The organism is Methylomonas rapida, from assembly GCF_024360925.2.
Classification (GTDB): Bacteria; Pseudomonadota; Gammaproteobacteria; order Methylococcales; family Methylomonadaceae; genus Methylomonas; species Methylomonas rapida.
This window is the reverse complement of record NZ_CP113517.1, coordinates 3,034,814-3,048,921: the sequence shown is the minus strand read 5'-3', so window position 1 is coordinate 3,048,921 and position 14,108 is coordinate 3,034,814. Positions and strand designations below refer to the sequence as shown.

The 14,108-nt window shown below is 53.2% G+C and carries 14 protein-coding genes and 1 pseudogene; 5 read left to right on the top strand and 10 right to left on the bottom strand.

The window, feature by feature from the left end; genetic code table 11:
* Positions 1–2 precede the first annotated feature (2 nt).
* From traA to NM686_RS14270, 9 genes are all read right to left on the bottom strand, one after another.
* Positions 3–302, bottom strand: a complete 300-nt coding sequence (gene traA / locus NM686_RS14310; protein WP_255188286.1) for a TraA family conjugative transfer protein — start codon at positions 300–302, stop codon at positions 3–5.
* 129 nt (positions 303–431) lie between these two features.
* Positions 432–941, bottom strand: coding sequence for a TraV family lipoprotein (locus NM686_RS14305; protein WP_255188285.1), 510 nt, complete (start codon positions 939–941; stop codon positions 432–434).
* Positions 938–1,744 (bottom strand): DsbC family protein, encoded by an 807-nt coding sequence (locus tag NM686_RS14300; RefSeq protein ID WP_269021825.1) that lies wholly within the window; start codon positions 1,742–1,744, stop codon positions 938–940. The genes NM686_RS14305 and NM686_RS14300 overlap by 4 nt, the downstream gene beginning before the upstream one ends.
* 26 nt (positions 1,745–1,770) lie before the next feature.
* Complete coding sequence (locus NM686_RS14295) at positions 1,771–3,150, bottom strand: TraB/VirB10 family protein (RefSeq protein WP_255188507.1); 1,380 nt, start codon at positions 3,148–3,150, stop codon at positions 1,771–1,773.
* Positions 3,150–4,127 carry a TraK domain-containing protein gene (locus tag NM686_RS14290; RefSeq protein ID WP_255188506.1) on the bottom strand — a complete coding sequence of 326 codons (978 nt, stop codon included), beginning with the start codon at positions 4,125–4,127 and terminating at the stop codon, positions 3,150–3,152. Before NM686_RS14290 ends, NM686_RS14295 begins: the two co-directional genes overlap by 1 nt.
* Positions 4,124–4,735 carry a type IV conjugative transfer system protein TraE gene (locus tag NM686_RS14285; RefSeq protein ID WP_255188281.1) on the bottom strand — a complete coding sequence of 204 codons (612 nt, stop codon included), beginning with the start codon at positions 4,733–4,735 and terminating at the stop codon, positions 4,124–4,126. Before NM686_RS14285 ends, NM686_RS14290 begins: the two co-directional genes overlap by 4 nt.
* Complete coding sequence (gene traL, locus NM686_RS14280) at positions 4,732–5,013, bottom strand: type IV conjugative transfer system protein TraL (RefSeq protein ID WP_255188280.1); 282 nt, start codon at positions 5,011–5,013, stop codon at positions 4,732–4,734. The genes NM686_RS14285 and traL overlap by 4 nt, the downstream gene beginning before the upstream one ends.
* A 193-nt stretch (positions 5,014–5,206) precedes the next feature.
* The gene (locus tag NM686_RS14275) at positions 5,207–5,515 is read right to left on the bottom strand and encodes an integration host factor subunit beta (RefSeq protein ID WP_255188279.1); all 309 of its coding nucleotides are present in this window, start codon (positions 5,513–5,515) and stop codon (positions 5,207–5,209) included.
* 57 nt (positions 5,516–5,572) lie between these two features.
* Complete coding sequence (locus tag NM686_RS14270) at positions 5,573–6,106, bottom strand: hypothetical protein (RefSeq protein ID WP_196436528.1); 534 nt, start codon at positions 6,104–6,106, stop codon at positions 5,573–5,575.
* A gap of 210 nt (positions 6,107–6,316) precedes the next feature.
* Here NM686_RS14270 and NM686_RS14265 point away from each other — a divergent pair, with 210 nt between their 5' ends.
* The 3 genes and pseudogenes from NM686_RS14265 to NM686_RS14255 all read left to right on the top strand — a co-directional run.
* Entirely contained in the window at positions 6,317–6,865 is a 549-nt protein-coding gene (locus tag NM686_RS14265; protein WP_269021824.1) for a hypothetical protein, read from the top strand.
* Between the two features lie 6 nt (positions 6,866–6,871).
* On the top strand, positions 6,872–9,067 hold the full coding sequence (recD2, locus tag NM686_RS14260) for an SF1B family DNA helicase RecD2 (RefSeq protein ID WP_255188502.1): 2,196 nt from the start codon (positions 6,872–6,874) through the stop codon (positions 9,065–9,067).
* A gap of 204 nt (positions 9,068–9,271) precedes the next feature.
* A pseudogene (locus tag NM686_RS14255) lies at positions 9,272–10,609 on the top strand (transposase); the annotation flags it as partial.
* Positions 10,610–10,703: 94 nt separating this feature from the next.
* Here the strand turns inward: NM686_RS14255 and NM686_RS14250 are convergent.
* The gene (locus tag NM686_RS14250) at positions 10,704–11,954 is read right to left on the bottom strand and encodes an ISL3 family transposase (RefSeq protein WP_255187011.1); all 1,251 of its coding nucleotides are present in this window, start codon (positions 11,952–11,954) and stop codon (positions 10,704–10,706) included.
* 44 nt (positions 11,955–11,998) lie between these two features.
* Here NM686_RS14250 and NM686_RS14245 point away from each other — a divergent pair, with 44 nt between their 5' ends.
* Both NM686_RS14245 and NM686_RS14240 read left to right on the top strand, forming a co-directional pair.
* Entirely contained in the window at positions 11,999–12,391 is a 393-nt protein-coding gene (locus NM686_RS14245) for a hypothetical protein (RefSeq protein WP_269021823.1), read from the top strand.
* A gap of 307 nt (positions 12,392–12,698) precedes the next feature.
* Positions 12,699–14,099 (top strand): sigma-54 interaction domain-containing protein, encoded by a 1,401-nt coding sequence (locus NM686_RS14240; protein WP_269021822.1) that lies wholly within the window; start codon positions 12,699–12,701, stop codon positions 14,097–14,099.
* The last annotated feature ends 9 nt before the right edge of the window (positions 14,100–14,108 follow it).

Below are 14,108 nucleotides of genomic sequence, written 5' to 3'. Positions count from 1 at the left end.
GCCTAAATCGTGGCGGTCACGATGTTGGTGATAATGGTCGGCGCCGCAAACAGGCCGACACCACTGGCAATGCCCAGCACAAAACCCATGATGCTGCCGCGCACGACACCGGCGACCAGGCCGACGATGACGAACACGATAGCGATGATGCGGCCGAGCAAGCCTTCCACCCAGCCGGTCAGCAAGGTCCAGACGGTGTTGAACTCGGTACCGCCGGTACCGGCCATGGCGTCATTGGCCATTAGCATAAAAAATAACGATGCCAGGGCCAGCAAGACCCCGCTTCGATAGGATGTTTTCATCAAAAATATCCTCATTCAGGTTAAAAGACGGTTGCCCGTCGAATCTCGGACGTTCAGTCCGGCAGGTATAAGCGGTTGCCCGCTCACTCTCGCAGGGGGCGTGGGACCTGCGGTGAAAATGGTTACGGTTCAGGGCAATTGTTTGCCCAATCGATTGACTGGACTCTCGTCTTCAGGGGTATCGACGCTGGACCATTTCTCCGGCGGACGTTGCTCGACTTGCAGCGGGATCAATGAGGTACTCGAAGTGGGCACCGCCTTGCCGATCATCCAACGCCGGGGTTCGAGTTCGGTGTAGACGTAGTTGGACACCATCAAATCGCCGTCGGCATCTTCCCAAGGCGCGATCCAGATGCGCATGACTTGCGATGGCGTGCGAATCGGCGTGGGATCTTCGATCTTGGGTACGGGTTGTTGTAACGGCGGTACGATTGCCGGTGATGAGGTTGACTCCGAATTCTGGCTATTTTCCGGAGGCGCTTCCGCAATCGCCGTATTGGTGACTTGGTAAGCCTGCGTGGTCGACAGACAGCTGGGTTCGTCCGGCATGCCTTGACAGCCGTACTGTGTTGCGCAGCCGGTGACAAACATCCATGTCAAGCTGGAAAGGACTAATGGGAACGGGCAATAACGGTTCATGGCTTTTTCTCCACTTTCGTTGGTTCGGGTGTGGTGGTGCTGGATACGGCCTTTGTTTTGTCGGCCAACCAATCGGCTAACACCTCGGGTGCGCCACTGTGGGTACGGCCGTCCGGGGCGATCAGAAACGGCACACCTTTCAAATCGAATAACTTGGCGGTGACCACGGCTTTCTGCAGCGGCTCTTTGTTGCACTGAGTGGGTGGTTCGGTTGGCAATCCGGCGTAATCCTGTTTCAACAAGCGGTCGCGCACGGCGACTTTGGCTTTGGTATCGCTTGCGGCCAACTGACAGGCCAGTTGCACGACAATGTTTTGCGATTCGGGGCCGAGGATGGGGACCATTACCAGCTTGAAGGTGTACTGGTCTTGCAAGGCTTGCAGCTCTTGCATGACCTTGCCGCAGTAGGGGCACCGGGGATCGATGAATATCAATACCTGGGCTTTGCCGTGGCCGACCGTCACCGCGCCCAGCTCATCGGGCTTGAGTTTCATCCGCGACAGGTCGATACGGTTGGCGACTTTTTCAATATCGGCCAGTTCCTTGATTTCCTGTTGAGTCCAGATGTCCATCAATTTGCCGCCATAAAAGGCAAAGCGGCCGTTACTGGAAATAAACACCGTTTGTTCACCGGACTTGACCATCTTCAGGCCCGAGATCGGTAAGTCCTGCATGCCGTCGATCTTGATCGACAAAAGGCCTGCAGCAATGTCCGACACCGGCGGTTTTGGCGGGTTGGCAGCGAAGGCCGTTGAAGTGACTAACAGCGATGCCAGCAGTAAACGGGTTTGGCGAAGAGGCATAAATCGTTTCCGTGTTTTAGTGAAAATCAGCTTGGGGTTTTCAGCTTCAGCGCCGTGCCTTTTTGCACGATGAAGTTGACTTGGCGGGTGGCATCGACTTCGATGACTGGGTAAATCTCCTCGGCCATGTCCATGTAAAAATGCGACAGTCGTTCCATCGCGTAGCCCGCGCCTTTTAGCGCGCCGCCTTCCATCGACTGCGAGGAAAAAGCGCTTTGGAAAGGGGTGGTTCCGGATAGGGCACCGATGCCGCCGGTCATCAGCACCGGGATCTGATTACGACCGAAGGCATCGGAAAAGCCGCGCAGAAAACCCGCCATCATCGATTGGGCGAGTAACGCGCCTTGTTTGGAAACGACGCGACCGCGCACCCCGTTTTTGCCGTCTTCGCCGGTGGCATAGGCATTCATCGGCACTTCGATGACGCCACCGTCCTGGCGTACACAGGAAAAGGTCTCGCCGCGAAAGTAGGCGCGCTCGGCACTCAAGTCACCGAAGCCTGCGGCCAGCAGGAAGCACTCACGCACATCGGCGTGAAAACGGTTGGGCAGAATGGCTTCCTTCTTGATCCGGAACAGTACCGGCATCGGTTCTTTCTTGGCTTTGCGTCCGGTCGGGGCATCGAGACCGTTCAACAATACGCCGGTCAAAATACTGCCGGCCGGGATGAAGACGTCGCTTTTGGCATGATCGCGGTTCGAGCGGCCTCGGTCAGAGCTTGGGGCAGCGTCTTTGTCTTTACCATTGGCTTGGTCAGCGCCTTCCTGGATGACACGAATCTGCATCGCCGCCGGTGCTTGGCTATTGGTTCGTCCTCCCGAGACACCGGTATTGCCAGGTGTCGGCGCGGGAATGGCGGCTTGCTCGAACACGCGGTTGAGATCGTCTTGCCCGTTGTCGAATGGCGAGTTGTTTGGGCGGCGGTTGTAGGGTCTTCCCTGTGTTGTTGGTTCTATGGAAGGCTGACTGGAATCACCTGGGCTTCCGGCTACCGCCGGTGTAGAGGCTTTGTTCTTCAACGACTCGACTTCACCGGTCACGGCTTGCAGTTTGGCTTCATAGGCTTCCCGCTCCGCGGTGGTCCATTGTTTGAAGCGGATTTCGTCGGATTGCTGCTCGCGCCGCTGTTGTTCTTCGATCGCGGCCAGCCGGCGGGCTTGTTCGTCGTTCTTCTGCAGCAGATCGCGTAATTGCGCGGAAATGCCGTCGATGCCCAGCGAGCGCGGATCGCTATCGGTCAGGATGTGTTGGATGGTGGCCTGTTTGCTGAGCGGCTTGCTGACTTCCGGGGTGACAGTGGCTAACGCGATGATCACGGCTAACAGCACGGTACCAATGCCGCCGACGGCCAGATTGCGTTTTGCGGTCGGGGTCAAGCGTGCCCACCAGGTATCGACGCTGGCCATTAGGGTTGGTCTCCGCTCAGTAACGAAGGCCGCAAACTGACTGACGCCTCAGGCGCTTGTCGGACCACGACATACAACTCGGTGGCTTCCTGCGGTTTCAATACCACGTTGGGCCAGACCGAAACGGCAAGTACGTCCTGTTGCGTCGTCGCACAACTGCGTTCGTCGAACTCGAGCAGGTCGCTGCCGGTATTCTTGGCAAGACCCACCAATATCAGCCGATCCTGGCCCTCTAGGACTTGGCCGGTTTTGATCTGCACGCGGTCTTGCAGGCAGCGAATCTGTTCTTGTGGCTTGGGTTCGCGGAGTGAATAACCGGCTGGGGTCTTTTGCAAACCCAAATCCCGAAACAAGGTTTTCAGTTGGCTGATGTAAGCTTGTTCCTGTTGGCTCGAAGATCGACTCGCGGTGTCGGCGCGCTGCCATTGATTCAGCAGTTGGTAGCTGTCCTTATCCAGATCGAGATGGATTTCCCGGGCCGGAATCCGTTTGGGGATCAGGGTTAGCGACAGCGCAATGTCCTGGTTGTCGCCGGGGGTGATGTATAACGTCACCGGCGTTTCGTCGGCGGTGGCGACATAGACGATTTTGCCTTTGGTACTGGTGGTGGCCTGGCTGGTGGTCGTGACCACCGGATGCTCGAACGGCGTCACCAGACGATTCAAATGGCCGACGGCAATCGGCATCAGTTCGTTGATACCGGGTTTGACGGCGATGTGCTGCGGTCCGATGGAAGTGGCTGACGCTGAGTTTGAGGCTGCCGCTTGCTGTTTGGCGGCTTTCAAGACGCTGGCATCAACCGGCGGTAACTCGATGCCAAAATCGGGCTGCGGCGGGACAACGGGTTGTGAAGGCGCAGAGGATGACTCTTCGGCCACGGTGGTGACCGGGGGTAACACCGTCACGGGTAAGTCATCGGTGGCCCACGCCGGACCGGCAAGGGTGAGTAACAACCAGGGGTGCGACACAAGTTTCATGATTTAGCCTCTTGAGGTTGCCCCTGGGTGGATTTCAATCGCTCCAGGGTTCTGGGAGAATCCGGATACACGTCGATGTATTCCAGCCGGGGCCGATAGTTTTTGATGGCGATGATGAATTCATAGGTACGGAGTTTGACGTCCGGTTTGGAACTGGGACCCTGGCTTTTGAGTTCGCCGCTGACAAAGACCTTGTTAGTTTCGGCTTCGTAATCGACGTGACGCGGCGTAAAACTGATTGCGACCCGGTCCATCTTGATGGCCTTGATTTGATCGCTCATGGCGTCCAGGACACTGCGGTAAATATCGGGCGCCAATAACGGCTCGACCGCGGTTTTCAGAAAATCGGCATTGGCCGGCGTGGTGTTGCCGAGGAGTTCCGCCAGGAACAACCCCCAGGATTCCTTGAACTCGCTGGAAGCGCTACTGCGCGTCACTTCGACTTCCTGGGTGAGGGTAGGGGGCACCAGGATGATGCTGCGCTCGGTACGCCAGGCGGCCAGCGAAGTAATCACGCAAATCACCAGCAAGCCAATGATAATGACGCGGCTAAAGCGGTTCTCGGTCTCGTGCCCATCCCAGGTTTGCAGAAACTCCGACCATCTCATGGCAGGAACCGACGGATGTAGGGATTGGGGATGGTCTGCGCGCGGCTCGGCAATAAACCCAGCCAATACAGCGCGTGCAAGGTGTAGCCGTCAGGCCGGTTATCGCGGAAACGCCGGTAAAACTTGACCGCGATGAGGCCGAGCGCCAAGCCGGGTATGAACTGATCGATCAACATGCCGGTAAGCATGCTCACGATGAATGGCACGATCTCGTCCGCGCTCCACAGCAAAATGTGAATCGGATCGTCTATCGAATGGGGAATGGCAACGGGTTCCATAATGACCTCCGGTTGGGATGGTCATTATTGTGAAGAGGATTTTCGGCAGGTCGTTTGCGAAAACTCGCTATTTATCGCGCTTTCGCGAGTTGGGCTGTAAAAGATTGAAAGGAATCTTGGCTTTGGGCTACCCAAAGCATCCCTTAGATACTCTCTGCCAATGCGACGCTGAAATCATTGGATAACGGGATGGCTAGTCCTTAATCAAGGGGAATCGGTCTCTGGAAAGGGACACGCGTTCACGTAAGTCCAGCCCAGGTTTGAAGTGAATGGCGTGCCGTATGGGCAAACTCACGGGTTCGCCTGTCTTGGGATTGCGCCCCATCCGGGCGGCTCGTTGAATCATCGAGAAGCCACCGAAACCACGAATTTCAATACGCTCGCCTTGTGCCAGATGGTGGCTCATCACATCGATAGTGATGTTGATCGCCATTTCGACGTCGCGTTGCTGTAAATGGGGCAATTTAAGGCTGATGCGTTCGATGAGCTGGGATTTAGTCATTATCGGGTATGCATGAAAGGAATCATTTGTGGCAGTGGGGCGGGTAGGCGCTAGCCATCACAGCGTCGGTAGTGTCTTTCCGCCTTGTTCGATGATCATGGCTTGTTTGAGTAAGTCGCTTGCGGTGGGATATTTATCATAAAGGCTGCCAATGCCACGATAGTAAGCCATCGTATCAAACGGCTCTGAGGCTTGTTTGCGGATCAACTCAGCCAATCTTGACCTGAAATCCGGTGAGACGGTCACCATGCGCAAACCTTTGACAATTTTGGTATTCGGATCCACCAAGACCAGATTAAAGAGCAAGTAAGCATCACCCTCATCGATGGTCTCATCGCCGGCAAGATGAATGGTAAACGCCAAGTCCGACCAATCCAGAAAGCCCTCGATTTTAAACAAAAAGAACAGATGGTTTTGTTCGGCAAATAACGCGAACGAGGCGGCGCCATTGAGAAAGGCTTGGATTTCGCCCGGCGAAACTGAAAAATTAAAAGTCAATAATGGCGCGCCATTAGCCAGAATGATGCTCATGCCTTCTTCCGGCATGTCATGATCGAAGCGCTCGCCCACGCATAATTTTATAAAGTCCATAGATGCTGTTTGGATTAATCGTCCTGGTAGATGTTCTGTCCGCCAACCCAGTATAACGGACTGGATACCGTTCGAACTCGTCTTCTATCCTGGGTGCCACCGTGAAGCGAAAAAACGAGGCGGCTTTGTATGTTACCCGATGCATGGCACTATTTTGGCGACATAAAAGCCGGTAATATCGCGGTAAAACCGTTAACGGGGACGTCGGCAATGGACTACACAGCAATTCTTGAAGCGCTCAATAAAGCATCACTGTTTGATTTACATCGATTACAGTCTGCCATTTATCAGGAACTCATCAATCCGGTTCGGGTAGAGCAGATAAAAGCCCAATTGAAAGTCGGCCAATCGATTAGCTATTTCGACCCGCAAGCCAACGGCTTGATCGATGCGGTGATCTTGAAGATTCAAAAGACCCGTTGCTTGGTGAGAAACGTCAAAGACCAGAAAAACTGGAATATCCCATTTTATTACCTCAATCTGGATGACGTTGATACGGCGATTCAACCCAAACCGCATACCACCGGGATTCCCAAAAGTGCATTGCAAGTCGGTACGCAGGTGGGATTCAAGGGCCGGGACAACCATGAATTGTTCGGCGAAGTCATTAGGCTGAACCCCAAAACGGCCACTGTCAAGATCAGTGAGCAGCATACTTGGCTGGTGCCTTATTCACGTTTGTTTCCTGTCATCGATGGCACGTCCTATGACGCGAACCCCACGCAAGCGTCGCTGTTTATCGAACATGACGAGAGTTAGTAACCCATGACGTCACAGGCTGCGCCAGCGCATGCGGACAATCCGGTTGAAAAACTGCACGGCTCCATCGAGCGCGTGACGTTTCATAGCGAGGCCTCGGGATTTTGCGTGTTGCGGGTCAAAGTCAAAGGCTATCGGGAACTGATTACCGTGATCGGTTCGGCTGCTAGTGTCACAGCGGGTGAATACATCGAATGCCTGGGTTGTTGGGTGAACGATCGCCAACATGGCCAGCAATTCAAGACCATTTCCTTGAAAATCGTGCCGCCGACCACGTTGGACGGTATCGAAAAATACCTGGGTTCCGGCATGGTCAAAGGTATCGGTCCCCATTTCGCCAAAAAACTGGTCAAAGCCTTCGGTGAGCAGGTGTTCGATGTGATCGAGCAGACACCAGAACGCCTGCTGGAATTGCCGGGTATCGGCAAGAAACGCCAGGAGCGGGTGACCAGCGCCTGGGCGGAACAGAAAGTGATTCGGGAAATCATGGTCTTTCTGCAATCGCATGGTGTCGGCACCTCGCGTTCGGTGCGCATTTACAAAACCTACGGCGACCAATCCATCGAGAAAGTGCGCGAAAATCCCTATCGTCTGGCACTGGATATCCACGGTGTCGGTTTTAAAACCGCCGATACTTTGGCACAGAAGCTGGGTATCGGCCCGCAATCCCTGCTGCGCGCCCAAGCGGGTGTCCGACATGTATTGCAAGAATGGTCCGGCGAAGGCCACTGTGCCGCGATTCGCAGCAAGCTGTGCGAAATGGCGGCGAAATTATTGGAAATTCCATTATCGATTATCGACCAAGCCATCGCCGCTGAATTGACCGAAGGCAATTTGATTGCCGAAATCGACGGTAGTGACGAATTCATTTTTCTGACGCCCTTGCACCGCGCTGAAATCGGTTGTGCCGCCCACCTGAATCGATTGAATCAAGGCGATGCACCGTGGGGTGTGATTGATGCGGATAAAGCCATACCCTGGGTGGAAGAGCAAACCGGCATGACCTTATCGCAGTCGCAAGCGGCTGCCGTACGATTGGTACTCCAGCATAAAGTCTCGGTGATCACTGGCGGCCCCGGTGTCGGTAAAACCACCCTGGTCAACAGTCTGCTCAAGATTCTCAAAGCCAAACGAGTTCGAATCGGTTTGTGCGCGCCGACGGGGCGAGCGGCAAAACGCTTAGCGGAATCGACCGGCATGGAAGCGAAAACGGTGCATCGCTTACTGGAGTTCGATCCAACGCAGTTCGCGTTCAAGCATAACGACGAAAACCCGCTAGACCTCGATTGCCTGGTGATCGATGAGTCGTCGATGATGGACGTGGTGTTGATGAATCAGCTGTTAAAAGCCATACCGACGGAGGCTGCGGTCTTGATCGTCGGAGATGTCGATCAATTACCCTCGGTCGGTCCAGGATCGGTGTTGGCCGACATTATCGATTCCGGTCAAATTGCCACCGTGCGTCTGACCGAAATTTTCCGTCAGGCCAGTACCTCCAAAATCATTACCAATGCGCACCGGATTAACCAAGGGCAAATGCCTTTGGTGGATAAGACTGAAGGCATCAGCGATTTTTATTGCCTCTACGCCGAAACACCTGAGGAGATTTTCGCTAAATTGATGCAAGTCGTCCTCGAACGGATTCCGCAGCGTTTCCAGTTTCATCCGGTCAACGACGTGCAAATTTTGACGCCCATGAATCGTGGTGGTCTGGGAGCGCGGTCGTTGAACATCGAATTGCAAGCACGGCTAAATGGACACAGCGAACCGAAGATTACCCGTTTCGGCAACACCTATGCGCCCGGTGACAAGGTCATTCAGCGAATCAACAACTACGACAAGGAAGTGTTCAACGGCGACATTGGCGTGATCAAATCCATCGATCTTGAGGAAAGCCAGGTCAAGATCGTATTCGATGATCGGGAAGTAGACTACGAATTCAGTGATCTGGACGAAATTACGCTGGCTTACGCCACCAGTGTGCACAAGTCGCAAGGCTCCGAATATCCCGTGGTAGTGATTCCGATGGCCATGCAGCACTTTATGCTGCTGGAACGCAATCTGCTGTATACCGGCGTCACGCGTGGTAAAAAACTGGTCGTTGTGATTGCCCAGCCCAAGGCATTGGCTATGGCAGTGAAAAACCAACAATCACAGCGAAGGATCACTCATCTGGCTGCGAGGCTGGTTAAAAATTCGTGACTATCGTTACGCTGAGATCGTGTCGGTTTCACTAAGTGACGGCTGGCCTCTTTCAGGAATCGGAATTTTAACGACAGCTTTCGGCCGATGAATTCGAAGATATGACGGTCGCGTCACGACCGATTCTGTTGAAAAAGTCCCCTGATATAAGGTTCCTAGAGTAGTAAAATACAGCCAACAGCCACTCAATCATGAGGTGACGCCATGATGGGACAACAATCGGGGATTCAGGAGCAGTTGTTTTTCTGTTTCAGTCTCGAAAAGCACATTCCCAAAGATCATCTGCTGCGCGGTATCAACCGCTTCCTCGATCTGGGTGATTTTCGTCAGCAATTAGCAGAGTATTACAGCCCCATTGGCCGGCCGTCGATTGCTCCCGAACTGATGATTCGCATGTTAATCCTTGGCTATTGTTTCGGGATTCGTTCCGAACGCCGTCTCTGTGAAGAAGTGCATGTCAACTTGGCTTACCGTTGGTTTTGCAAACTGGATTTAGACGATCCCGTGCCGGATCATTCCACCTTTTCTAAGAACCGTCTGGGTCGCTTTCGGGACAGCCAGGCTTTTCGGATAGTGTTTGAGACTGTCCTGAAACGGTGTATGGCAGAAGGCCTGGTGCGTGGCGAAGGTTTTGCCACCGACGCCAGCATCATCAAAGCCGATGCACAACGGCAACGCCGAGTTGAAAATGGTGATGACATAGATTGGGGCGATCCCGCTCAAGCAGAACGCCCGGTCCGTGAATATCTCGCGGCACTAGAAGAAACGAATGATCCTAAAGAGTCCACCCGGACGCTTTCACTGACCGACCCAGCTGCTACCTGGACAGCTGCGCCTGGTGGGCCCGCATTTTTCGCGTATTCAACCAATTACTTGATCGATCTGGAAGCGGGCATCATCCTTGACGTGGAAGCCTCAGCGGTCAATAAAGCCGCCGAAGTGGAGGCGACTCGGACCATGATTGATCGGGTAGAAGAGACATTTGGTCTGAAGCCCGAACGTTTGGTGGGCGATACCAATTATGGGGCAGCCGCCATGCTCGGATGGTTAGTCGATGAAAAAGACATAGAACCGCATGTACCCGTATTTGATAAGTCGGAACGCACCGATGGCACCTTTGGCCGCTCTGACTTTACCTATGATGCGGACAATAATCGGTATATCTGTCCTGCGGGTAAGTTTCTGAAAACCGCTTGGCGCAGCAAACAGAAAAACCCTTATCGCTATCGCGCCAGCCAATTGGATTGCCAAGCCTGTCCGCTCAAAGAGCAGTGCTGTCCTAACATGGCTAATCGTCAAATAGATCGAAGCCCCCACGAATCGGCCCGTGATGTCGCGCGCGCCATTACCAAAACCGATGCTTATAAGCAGTCACGTAAGGAACGTAAGAAGGTGGAAATGCTGTTTGCCCATCTCAAGCGCATTTTGAAAATGGATAAGCTGCGTTTACGAGGCTTCAGTAATGCCAAGGATGAGTTCCTACTGGCGGCGACTGCTCAAAATCTAAGGCGAATGGCCAAGATGTTAGCGGTAACAACACCAGCCCCCCCCAATACCCGCATAACTGCCGAAAAGGCGGTTTTACCTCAAAAAAACGGCTCTTCCGTATTTCGCGGAGTAGCCCCGACATATAGGGTTATGCATAACCGAACAACCGTCTCCCTTCGATATCAAGCCAGATATGCTGAAACAGGCGGACGGTATTGTAAATGCCAAAGCAGCGTCGTTTGATGCTTTTGATTTTGTTGTTAAGCCCTTCAACAAAGCCACTGGTTTCCCGGCGAATGAAATAGTTGGTGATTTCATTTCGCCAGTTTTGATAGGTTTTGACAAACGCATCAAAGCCCTTCAACTTCAAGACTTTGATATGCTCCATCCAGCGATCCAAGGCTTTTTCGGCCTCAGCCTTATTGAGTCGGCGCTCAAAAATACCCGTCAAAAGCTCCCGTTGGATATAGACTTCTCGCAAAATGGGGGCTTGCTGGAATAGAAAAAGCAAAACGGTTTGCTGATCGGCAGAGAGTTCCATCCAGCGCTTCCGAAAAGCCCACATCGCGCCTTTCAGCTTGGCATAATCCTCGGCAGACAGGGTATTCTTGAGTTTTTTCATTTCCGCCTTGCGGACCTGGTCGGCGCCGTCTCGATAATGCTTGGCGACATGGAAGCGATCAACCACCACCTCGACGCCGGGCAATGTCTCATAGACGGCGTTGCGATACCCTTCATACATGTCCACGCAGACGCGTTGTAACGCGTGTTGCTGTGCCTCGGGAATATTCTGCAAAAAGGCTTTAACCGTTTCTTTTTTGCGGTCGGGCAGCACCGCCAGAATCCGCTTATGGTCCTCGGTATCGATAGCCGACACGATGACCACAAAATCTTGATGCCCTTTTTTCAAAGCGATTTCATCCAGTCCCAGCAAGCGAATGCCTTGGATGGCAGACCAATCAACTTGTTGGGCCACGTGCCGATTGATAATCCCTTCCGCCGCTTCGGCGCTGATGCCGTGCTTCACGTCCATGTCGGTCACGCTGCTGTTGATCAATTCACGCAATATCCACTGCTCATACGCTTTGGTATGGGGGCTTTTCCAGTTATACCAGCCACATTGTTGCGTGGTCGTCGGACCTTTGGGGCAGTCAGGGCATCGATAGCGCTTGGGGGTTAGCTTGATCCAAACCGGCCGATCGAAAATCGACAAATGACGCAAGGTGATTTCTCTGCCATAGCCATAAAACTTATCGATCCTCTGGCCGCATTGATGGCAGGTTGCACTGGTTAACGTACTACTGACCGTGATGATGAACTCGCCTTTGGCGGTGGTTTCAACTTTTTCGATACAAACATCAGGTATATCCAGCGGTATTTGAAGTAGCGACTGTGTCATCACGATACTCCAGCGTTAAATTGTCGACCTTAGCAAAACTCACTGTGGCAGGCAAAGACTATAGCACTACATGTAGTGGTTTCTCCGCAAAATACGGAAGAGCCAAAAAAACTCGAGACATCCTCGAAAATTCATTTGCCAGACCCCCAAAATCTAATCACTCGCCTAATGCGCCACTACATAGCTCATTCAAAATGCCGACTTTTTCAACAGAATCGACCCCTAGCGGTCGGTCGCGTTTCTCCAAAGCGGCCATTGAGCTAAATCCAGATTTTGCGAACGATAAGGCTACAAAGCTGTCATTCGAGAGGCTGACTGATTCAGTCAGCAATACGTTGGCAAGCTTTCCTTTGACGACCAATAATGTTGAACAGCAGTATTTTTACTTCGCAAAGCCAGATTCTATACCCAATGCGGTTGCTAATCGTTTCGAATGAGGGCCTTCAGGTACCTGATGCAAATTTCTTGGGAAGTGGCGACTTCTCAGGCGTTGCATAGTGGAGACGGGCTTGTGCATCAACACATATTCTGACCTCCGATCGCCACCTTCCACACTAATGGACTTTCCATTTGCATACGGAGCGAGATAGAATGAAATTTATGTAATCACATAATTTCTTATGCCAAATGCCCACACTTTTTGCATGGCTTGGTAACTCCGACCTCCGCGCATCAGCGGATGAGTCCAGCGCAGACTCCGGCCCTATCTTGATGGCGCTGGATACAGGTGCGTACGATTGTCTAATGCTCTTGTCAGATCACGGGCAGGACAGAACGCAGAGATTTTTGACATGGCTGAGAAGCAAATTTTCGGGCGCTATTGATGTGTGTTATACGAAACTGCGCAACCCCACCGATTTCGAAGATATTTATGTTGCGGCTAACGAAGCGGTGTCTGCAGCGCTCTCTTCATCACCTGGGCTGAACATCACTTTTCATGTGAGCCCTGGTACGCCCGCTATGGCTGCAGTGTGGGTGTTATTAGCAAAGGCCAAGTACGCGTGTAACCTCATCGAGACCTCTCGTGAGCATGGCGTGCGTCCAGTCGTGGTTCCTTTTGACCTAGCCGCAGAGTTTCTTCCCATTGCCAGTAAGCGGGCCGATGAAACCCTGTCGCAGCTAGTCCAAGGACTGCCACCGGCTTCGCCAGAGTTTTCCAATATCATTCATCGCTGCGGTCCGATGAAGCGTGTGGTCGCGATGGCGCAGCGACTCGCTCAGCGGGATCTGCCGGTGTTGATTCAAGGTGAATCTGGAACTGGAAAAGAGCTGTTTGCTCGCGCAATTCACGCCTCAAGCAAACGAAGCGCTGCGCCATTCGTGGCGGTCAATTGCGGAGCCATACCTCTCGAACTCATTGATTCGGAGCTGTTTGGGCACGAAAAGGGCGCCTTCACCGGTGCCCACACTGCTCGCGTTGGTCACTTTGAGTCGGCGGATGGCGGCACGCTTTTTCTGGACGAGCTCGGTGAGCTTCCTTTGTCGTCACAAGTGCGATTGCTTCGCGTGCTTCAGGAGCGCGAGATTACGCGTCTAGGTGCCAGCAAGACCAGAAAAGTCGATGTGCGTATCATTGCCGCTACCAATCGAATCCTCCCGGATGAGGTCCGGGCGGGTCGATTCAGGGAGGATGTGTTTCACCGAATCGCTGTTGGCATCTTGGTCTTACCTCCGCTGCGGAAGCGAGAGGGAGACATCAATCTACTGATTGATGCCTTGCTTGCTCAGATCAACCGCGAAGCAATATCACAACCGGGCTTTGAGCATAAAAGATTATCTGTTGGTGCAAGAAATCTTCTTCTTCGGCACCCGTGGCCAGGTAACGTAAGAGAGTTGCACAACGCTCTTTTGCGCGCCTCCATCTGGGTGCCCGGTGAGGAGATGACGGCTGAGGATGTGGCTGAAGTTCTCGCGTTGACATCTAGTCCCGCAGATGACGCCATTCTTGGAGCGCCGCTTGGTGAAGCGTTCTCTCTTCCTGACTTGATGGGAGATGTAGCACGTCACTACCTTGAGCGGGCTATGGCACAGAGCCTCGGAAACAAGACCGAGGCAGCGAAGCTTTTAGGCCTAGGGAGCTACCAGACTTTGACAAACTGGCTGGTCAAATACCAGTTGAAGATAGATGGCACGAATGGTGCGTAAAGATAGGAA

Bases quoted from the DNA above. Each gene is read 5' to 3' on its own strand.
- NM686_RS14285 (WP_255188281.1), bottom strand. From the start codon at position 4,735: ATGAGATGGTCGGAGTTTCTGCAAACCTGGGATGGGCACGAGACCGAG.
- NM686_RS14270 (WP_196436528.1), bottom strand. From the start codon at position 6,106: ATGGACTTTATAAAATTATGCGTGGGCGAGCGCTTCGATCATGACATG.
- NM686_RS14290 (WP_255188506.1), bottom strand. From the start codon at position 4,127: ATGAAACTTGTGTCGCACCCCTGGTTGTTACTCACCCTTGCCGGTCCG.
- NM686_RS14250 (WP_255187011.1), bottom strand. From the start codon at position 11,954: ATGACACAGTCGCTACTTCAAATACCGCTGGATATACCTGATGTTTGT.
- NM686_RS14265 (WP_269021824.1), top strand. From the start codon at position 6,317: ATGGACTACACAGCAATTCTTGAAGCGCTCAATAAAGCATCACTGTTT.
- NM686_RS14300 (WP_269021825.1), bottom strand. From the start codon at position 1,744: ATGCCTCTTCGCCAAACCCGTTTACTGCTGGCATCGCTGTTAGTCACT.
- traA (WP_255188286.1), bottom strand. From the start codon at position 302: ATGAAAACATCCTATCGAAGCGGGGTCTTGCTGGCCCTGGCATCGTTA.
- NM686_RS14305 (WP_255188285.1), bottom strand. From the start codon at position 941: ATGAACCGTTATTGCCCGTTCCCATTAGTCCTTTCCAGCTTGACATGG.
- NM686_RS14275 (WP_255188279.1), bottom strand. From the start codon at position 5,515: ATGACTAAATCCCAGCTCATCGAACGCATCAGCCTTAAATTGCCCCAT.
- recD2 (WP_255188502.1), top strand. From the start codon at position 6,872: ATGACGTCACAGGCTGCGCCAGCGCATGCGGACAATCCGGTTGAAAAA.
- traL (WP_255188280.1), bottom strand. From the start codon at position 5,013: ATGGAACCCGTTGCCATTCCCCATTCGATAGACGATCCGATTCACATT.
- NM686_RS14240 (WP_269021822.1), top strand. From the start codon at position 12,699: ATGCTCTTGTCAGATCACGGGCAGGACAGAACGCAGAGATTTTTGACA.
- NM686_RS14295 (WP_255188507.1), bottom strand. From the start codon at position 3,150: ATGGCCAGCGTCGATACCTGGTGGGCACGCTTGACCCCGACCGCAAAA.